This window comes from Streptomyces sp. SID1328 (assembly GCF_009865595.1).
In the GTDB taxonomy this organism is placed as follows: Bacteria; Actinomycetota; Actinomycetes; order Streptomycetales; family Streptomycetaceae; genus Streptomyces; species Streptomyces griseoluteus.
This window is the reverse complement of sequence record NZ_WWKH01000608.1, coordinates 1-7,015: the sequence shown is the minus strand read 5'-3', so window position 1 is coordinate 7,015 and position 7,015 is coordinate 1. Positions and strand designations below refer to the sequence as shown.

Here is a 7,015-nt window from a genome sequence, read left to right as displayed (position 1 = left end):
GCGAGCGCGGTGGCGGCGGCGCTCGCGGGCCCGGCGTACAGCTCGACGGTGCGGCCCGCGTGGTTCTTCCGTTCCCAGCGGTCCCGGCCGCCCGGCGCGCGGTGCCGGAGCACCGCCGTCAGACCTCGGGTGAGCAGCGCCGAGGTGAGCAGGGCGGCGGCACGGGACACCTCCTAGTCCTCCGCGCGGGCGGTGGCGAGGAGTTCCTCGGCGTGGGCGCGGGCGGCCTCGGAGTCCTCCTGGCCGGCCAGCATGCGGGACAGCTCGCGGACGCGGTCCTCACCCTCCAGGACCTTCACACCGGACCGGGTGACCGAACCGTCGTTGGTCTTCTCCACCAGCAGCTGCCGGTCGGCGAACGCGGCGACCTGCGGAAGGTGGGTGACCACGACGACCTGCGCGGTCCGGGCGAGCTTCGCCAGCCGCCGCCCGATCTCCACGGCCGCCTTGCCGCCGACCCCGGCGTCCACCTCGTCGAACAGGTACGTCGGCACCGGGTCGGTGCCCGCGAACACCACCTCCACGGCGAGCATCACGCGGGACAGCTCACCGCCGGAGGCGCCCTTGGCGATGGGCCGGGGCGGGGCGCCGGGGTGCGGGGCGAGCAGCAGCTCGACCTCGTCGACGCCGGTGGGCCCGTAGGCGACCGTACGGCCGCCGGCCTCGATGCCGTCGGGGTCCTCGGTCTGCCGGATGTCGAAGGAGACCCGCGCGTGCGGCATCGCCAGCGAGGCCAGTTCGGCGGTGACGGCGGCGGCGAACCGCTCGGCCGCCTCGGTGCGGGCCTTGGTCAACGTCTCGGCGAGCGCGCCCAGTTCGATGCCCAGGGCGTCGCGCTCGGCGGTGAGTTCACCGATCCGCTCGTCGTCGCCGTCCAGCTCGGTCAGCCGGGCGGCGCCCTGCTCGCCCCAGGCCAGCACGGCGCCGATGTCCTCGCCGTACTTGCGGGTCAGCGCGGTCAGCGCGGCCCGGCGCTCCTCGACCGCGGCCAGCCGCAGCGGGTCGGCGTCCAGGTCGGAGGCGTATCCGGCCAGCTCACCGGCGACGTCCGCGAGGAGGATGCCGATCTCCCCGATCCGGTCGGTGAGCGCGGCCAGCGCCGGGTCGTGGGCCCGGACCGTCTCCAGCGCCCGGTGGGCGCCCGCGACCAGGGTGGCGGCGTCGATGCCCTCCGGGTCCTCGGGGTTGCCCGCCAGGGCGGCGTGCGCGGCGGTGGCCGCGGCGGCCAGCGCCTCGGCGTGCCCGAGCCGCTCCGCCTCCTCGGCGAGTTCGGTGTCCTCCCCCGCGCGGGGTTCCACGGCGGCGATCTCGTCCAGGCCGTACCGCAGCAGGTCGGCCTCCTGGGCGCGCTCGCGGGCCCGGGTGACGATCTCGTCCAGCTCGGCGGCGACGGCCCGCAGCCGCCGGTACGCCTCGGTGTACGCGGCCAGCGGGCCGGAGACGGCCTCGCCCGCGTACCGGTCCAGGGCCTGCCGCTGCCGGGACAGCTTGAGCAGGCCCTGCTGGTCGGTCTGGCCGTGCACGGCCACCAGTTCGTCGGCCAGCTCGGCGAGCAGCCCCACGGGCACGCTGCGCCCGCCGAGATGCGCGCGGGAGCGGCCCTCGGCGGAGACGGTACGGCTGATCAGCAGGGCGCCGTCGTCCAGCTCGGCCCCCGCCTCCTCGGCGCGTACGACGGCGGAGGCGCCGGCGGCCAGGGCGATCCGCCCCTCCACCACCGCCTTGCCCGCACCGATCCGTACGAGCGCCGGGTCGGCGCGTCCGCCGAGCAGCAGGCCCAGGCTGGTGACCACCATGGTCTTGCCCGCGCCCGTCTCACCGGTGACCGCGGTGAACCCCGGCGACAGCTCGACCACGGCGTCGTCGATGACCCCGAGCGACCGTATCCGCATCTCCTCCAACACGGAACAGACCTTACGAGGTCCGGGGGGCGCCGCGCACACGGGCCGCCGCTGTCACTCCGAGGAGTGGTCCCGGGCGCCGCGCCAGCCGGTGGTCGGCAGGGCGAACTTCGCCACCAGCCGGTCGGTGAAGGAGGCGTGGTGCAGCCGGGCGAGCCGGACCGGCACCGCGCCGCGCCGGACCTCGACCCGCGCGCCGGGCGGCAGCTCGATGGTGCGGCGGCCGTCGCACCACAGCACACCCGGCGGGACGTGCGGGAGCACCTCGACGGCGAGGACCGAGTCGGGGGAGGTGACCAGCGGCTTCGCGAACAGGGCGTGCGCGCTGATCGGCACCATGAGGAGCGCCTCCACCTCGGGCCACACCACCGGTCCGCCGGCGGAGAAGGCGTAGGCGGTGGAGCCGGTGGGGGTGGAGAGCACGATGCCGTCGCAGCCGAAGGCGGTGACCGGACGGCCGTCGATCTCCAGCACCACTTCGAGCATCTTCTCGGCGGACACCTTCTGCACGGCCGCCTCGTTCAGCGCCCAGTCGGTGTGCACGATGTCACCGTTGCGGTGCACGACCACGTCGATGGTCATGCGCTCCTCGACCTCGTAGGAGCGGGCCACCACCCGGTCCACCACCCGGTCCAGGTCGTCCCGCTCGGCCTCGGCGAGGAAGCCGACGCTGCCCAGGTTGACGCCGAGCATCGGCACCCCGGAGGCGCGGGCGAACTCGGCGCCGCGCAGCAGGGTGCCGTCACCGCCGAGGACGATGAGCAGTTCACAGCCGTCGAGTGACTGCGGTGTCGCCTCCTTGACGAGTTCCACCTCGCCCGGCAGCGGCAGATCGCACGCCTCCTCCTCCAGCACCCGCACCCCGATGCCGGACCGCAGCAGTCCCTTGACCACTAGTTCCGCACTGCGGATCGCCGCGGGACGCCCGGTGTGGGCGAGCAGGAAAACAGTACGCGCTCGGTTCTGTGTCAACGCGGCCCCTCCGCCACTGCACGATCGATGTCGGCCGGGTCGATCTCGGGGGCTCCGGCACGCAGCCAGAGAAAGTACTCGACGTTGCCGGACGGGCCCGGAAGTGGACTCGCGGTGACTCCTCGCACCCCGAGACCCAGCTCCCACGCCTTGTCGGCCACCCCGCGCACGGCCTCCGCCCGCAGTTGCGGACTCCGTACGACACCCCCGCTGCCCAGCCGTTCCTTACCCACCTCGAACTGCGGTTTCACCATCATCACCAGATCCGCGTCCGGCGTCACGCACCGCTTGAGGGCGGGCAGCACCAGATGGAGCGGGATGAAGGACAGATCGCCCACCACCAGGTCCACCGGCTTCCCGTCGATCCCGTCCAGCGTCAACTCGCGTACGTTCGTACGGTCCTTGACGACGACCCGTTCATCGTTCCTGAGAGACCAGGCGAGTTGTCCGTATCCGACGTCCACGGCGACGACCTGGGCGGCCCCCGCGCGCAGCAGGACGTCGGTGAAGCCGCCGGTGGAGGCGCCGGCGTCCAGGGCACGGCGGCCCTCCACCACGAGGCCCTGGGGGACGAAGGCGGCGAGGGCGCCGGCGAGCTTGTGGCCGCCGCGCGAGACGTAGTCGGGGTCGGAGTCGTCGCTCAGCACCACGATCGCGGCGGCGGTCTCCACCTGGGTGGCCGGCTTGGTCGCCACGGTCTTGCCGACGGTGACCCGTCCGGCGGCGATCAGCTGGCTGGCGTGCTCGCGCGAGCGCGCCAGCTTGCGGCGGACCAGTTCCGCGTCGAGACGGCGGCGTGCGACTCCTGCCACGTTCGGTTCAGCTCCTGCTCAGGTCTTCGTGCGTCGGTACGGGCGGTGCGGGCGGGGCCTCACCGGGGGGCGGCTGCCGGATGGTCCGGGCGGGCGTCGAGCGCGTCCAGCGCGTCGCGCAGTCCCCGGTGTACATCCTCGTACACGCCGAGGTGTCCCTCGGTGGGCAGGTGGTCGGCCCCGGCCAGCCTCGCCAGGCGGGCGTCGACCCCGGCGTCCCCGGTGGGGGTGCGGGGGACGGCAAGCGGCGCCGGGGCCGCGGGGTCGGTCTCGGGCGCCGGGGACCCGGACTCGGGCGCGGACTCGCTCATGCCCAGACGCTACCGCGAACGCCTGGGGTACCGTCGTGCGCGATGGCCACGATCGAGGAGTGCCGTACGGCACTGGAGAAGCTTTCGGACAGCATGAGCGGCGCCGGGGGCGACGTCGGCGCGGCCGCCGCGCTGGACCGCTCGGTGAGCTGCCATGTCACCGACCTGGACGTCACCTTCGCCGGCCGCATGCGAGGCGGCCGGATCGAGGTGGCCGAGACCCTGCCGGGCCCGCCGGGAGAGCGGGCCCAGATCCGGCTGGCCCTGACCGGGGACGACCTGGTGGCCCTGGTGGACGGCGAGCTGGACTTCGCCTCGGCCTGGGGTTCGGGCCGGGTCAGGCTGGAGGCGGGTCTGATGGACCTGTTCCGGCTCAGGAAGCTGCTGTGACCTTCGCCGTCCGCGCCTTGCGGGCGGCGGGCACGACCAGCGGGGTCCCGGTCTCGGGGTCGTCGATGACCTGGCAGCGCAGCCCGAAGACCCGCTCGACCAGCTGGGCGGTGACGATCTCGTTCGGCGCGCCCTCGGCGATGACCTCGCCGCCGCGCAGGGCGATGAGGTGCGTGGCGTAGCGCGCCGCGTGGTTGAGGTCGTGCAGGACGGCGACCAGGGTGCGCCCCTGCGTCTCGTGCAGCTCGGCACAGAGGTCGAGCACGTCGATCTGGTGCTGGATGTCGAGATAGGTGGTCGGTTCGTCCAGGAGCAGCAGCGGGGTCTGCTGGGCGAGGGCCATGGCGATCCAGACGCGCTGGCGCTGGCCGCCGGAGAGTTCGTCCACGTACCGCTCGGCCAGTTCCGCGACGCCGGTCTGCGCCATGGACTCCTGGACCACCCGCTCGTCCTCGGCCGACCACTGGCGCAGCAGCCCCTGATGCGGGTAGCGGCCCCGGCCGACGAGGTCGGCGACGGTGATGCCGTCGGGCGCGATGGAGGACTGCGGGAGCAGGCCCAGGGTGCGGGCGACCTTCTTGGCGGGCAGCGACTGGATGGCCTGCCCGTCGAGCAGCACCTGGCCCTCGGCCGGCTTCAGCATCCGCGACAGCGCCCGCAGCAGGGTGGACTTGCCGCACGCGTTGGGGCCGACGATCACGGTGAAGGAGTTGTCGGGAATCTCCACCGACAGCCGCTCGGCGATGACGCGCTGTTCGTAGGCGAGGGTGACGTTCTCGGCGGACAGGCGGTTCACGGTGCTGGTACTCCTCGAGGTGTTCGGCTGGGGTCCGCTGGGTGCCGCGCTCATACCCGGCCCGCCCGGCGCTCGCCGACCAGCAGCCACAGCAGGTAGGCGCCGCCGACGACACCGGTGACCACGCCGACGGGCAGCTGGTCGGCGCCGAAGAGACGCTGGCAGACCCAGTCGGCGGTGACCAGCAGAGCGGCGCCCATGCACAGGGACGGCACCAGGTTGGGGCCCGGCGAGCGGGTCAGTCGCCGGGCGAGCTGCGGCGCGGTGAGGGCGACGAAGCCGACGGGGCCCGCGGCGGCGGTGGCGGCGGCGGTGAGCAGGACGGCGCCGGCCATCAGCACCAGCCGTACCCGGTGCACCCGCACCCCGAGGGCGTACGCCACGTCGTCGCCCATCTCCAGCATGCGCAGACCCCGCCCGTGGGCGAGGACGACGGGGACGACGACCGCGCACAGGATCAGCAGCGGCCAGACCTGGGTCCAGTCCCGGCCGCTGAGGGAGCCGGTCATCCACACCACCGCGCGGGCGGCGTCGACGATGTCGGCCTTGGTGATCAGGTAGCCGTTGACGGCGGTGAGCACGGCGGAGACGCCGATGCCGACCAGGACCAGCCGGTATCCGTGCACCCCCTGCTTCCAGGCGAGCAGATAGATACCGAGGCCCGTGACCAGGCCGCCGGCCAGCGCGCCCGCCGTCACGGCGGCGGCGCTGCCGGAGAAGAGCACGATCATCACCAGGGCGCCCGCGGTGGAGCCCTGGGCGAGGCCGAGCACGTCGGGGCTGCCGAGCGGGTTGCGGGAGATCGACTGGAACAGCGCCCCGCCGAGCCCCAGCGACGCGCCGACCAGCAGTCCGACCAGCAGCCGGGGCAGCCGCAGTTCGTTGACGATGAAGTCCTGGTACGGGTTGCCGTTCCCGACGAGGGTCCGCAGCACGTCCATGGCGGGGATGTGGGCGTCGCCGGTGCCGATCAGGGCCACGCCCGCGGCGAGCACGGCGACCAGCAGCAGGACGACGACGGTCAGGGAGCGCAGGTCCAGTCGGAGCGAGAGGCCGCCGGGGGTACGCACCGCACGGCTCCGGGAGAGTGTCTTCACAGCTGCGCCGTCCTCCGCCGTCGTACGAGAAAGATGAAGACCGGGCCGCCGATCAGCGCGGTGATGATGCCGACCTGGATCTCGGCGGGCCGGGCGACGAGCCTGCCGGCGATGTCGGCGCCGAGCAGCAGCACGGGCGACAGCACGGCGGCGTACGGAAGGATCCAGCGCAGGTCGGGCCCGGTGAAGGAGCGCACCACGTGCGGCACCATCAGGCCGACGAACATGATCGGGCCGCAGGAGGCGGTCGCGGCGCCGCACAGCACGGTCGCCGCCAGCATGGCCAGCGCGCGGGTGCGGTTGAGGTGGGCGCCGAGCGCGCGGGCGGTGTCGTCGCCCATCTCCATGGCGTTCAGCGGCCGGGCCAGGGCCAGCGAGAGGACCATGCCGGCCAGCAGGAACGGCAGCACCTGGACGATGGTCCGGTCGTTGGCGGAGTCCAGCGAGCCGACGGTCCAGAAGCGCATCCTGGAGAGCGCCTCGTCGTCCGTGATCATCACGGCCTGGAGGTAGCCGTACAGCGCGGCCCCGATCGCGGTGCCGGCCAGCGCGAGCCGTACCGGGGTGGCACCCCGCGTGCCGCCGAGGAACCACACCAGCGCGCCCACGGCGGCCGCACCGGCGAACGCGAACCAGACATAACCGCTGAGCGAGGTCACGCCGAAGAAGGTGATGGCGGTGACGACGGCCGCCGAGGCGCCCGCGTTGATGCCGAGCAGGCCGGGGTCGGCCAGCG

Annotated in this window: 8 protein-coding genes; 1 reads left to right on the top strand and 7 read right to left on the bottom strand. The window is 73.7% G+C overall.

The window, feature by feature from the left end:
* Nucleotides 1–173 precede the first annotated feature (173 nt).
* The 4 genes from recN to GT030_RS19535 all read right to left on the bottom strand — a co-directional run bounded on the left by recN (nucleotide 174) and on the right by GT030_RS19535 (nucleotide 3,996).
* Nucleotides 174–1,892, bottom strand: coding sequence for a DNA repair protein RecN (gene recN / locus GT030_RS19550; RefSeq protein WP_161202203.1), 1,719 nt, complete (start codon nucleotides 1,890–1,892; stop codon nucleotides 174–176).
* 63 nt (nucleotides 1,893–1,955) lie between these two features.
* Nucleotides 1,956–2,873 (bottom strand): NAD kinase, encoded by a 918-nt coding sequence (locus GT030_RS19545; RefSeq protein ID WP_030812355.1) that lies wholly within the window; start codon nucleotides 2,871–2,873, stop codon nucleotides 1,956–1,958.
* Nucleotides 2,870–3,685 carry a TlyA family RNA methyltransferase gene (locus GT030_RS19540; RefSeq protein ID WP_161202202.1) on the bottom strand — a complete coding sequence of 272 codons (816 nt, stop codon included), beginning with the start codon at nucleotides 3,683–3,685 and terminating at the stop codon, nucleotides 2,870–2,872. Before GT030_RS19540 ends, GT030_RS19545 begins: the two co-directional genes overlap by 4 nt.
* 59 nt (nucleotides 3,686–3,744) lie before the next feature.
* Nucleotides 3,745–3,996: a hypothetical protein gene (locus tag GT030_RS19535; protein ID WP_161202201.1), complete on the bottom strand. Its 252-nt coding sequence runs from the start codon at nucleotides 3,994–3,996 to the stop codon at nucleotides 3,745–3,747.
* A 42-nt stretch (nucleotides 3,997–4,038) separates the two neighbouring features.
* On the opposite strand from GT030_RS19535, the gene GT030_RS19530 reads away from it, so the two are divergent.
* Entirely contained in the window at nucleotides 4,039–4,386 is a 348-nt protein-coding gene (locus tag GT030_RS19530; protein ID WP_130339375.1) for a sterol-binding protein, read from the top strand.
* On the opposite strand, the gene GT030_RS19525 is transcribed toward GT030_RS19530, so the two are convergent.
* The 3 genes from GT030_RS19525 to GT030_RS19515 all read right to left on the bottom strand — a co-directional run.
* The gene (locus tag GT030_RS19525) at nucleotides 4,370–5,236 is read right to left on the bottom strand and encodes an ABC transporter ATP-binding protein (protein WP_202460290.1); all 867 of its coding nucleotides are present in this window, start codon (nucleotides 5,234–5,236) and stop codon (nucleotides 4,370–4,372) included. The two genes, GT030_RS19530 and GT030_RS19525, sit on opposite strands and share 17 nt — an antisense overlap.
* A complete protein-coding gene (locus GT030_RS19520; RefSeq protein WP_161202199.1) occupies nucleotides 5,233–6,279 on the bottom strand; it encodes an iron chelate uptake ABC transporter family permease subunit in 1,047 nt (348 codons plus the stop codon). Before GT030_RS19520 ends, GT030_RS19525 begins: the two co-directional genes overlap by 4 nt.
* A partial coding sequence (locus GT030_RS19515; RefSeq protein WP_161202198.1) for an iron chelate uptake ABC transporter family permease subunit occupies nucleotides 6,276–7,015 on the bottom strand: 740 nt, incomplete at its 5' end. The genes GT030_RS19520 and GT030_RS19515, both read right to left, overlap by 4 nt.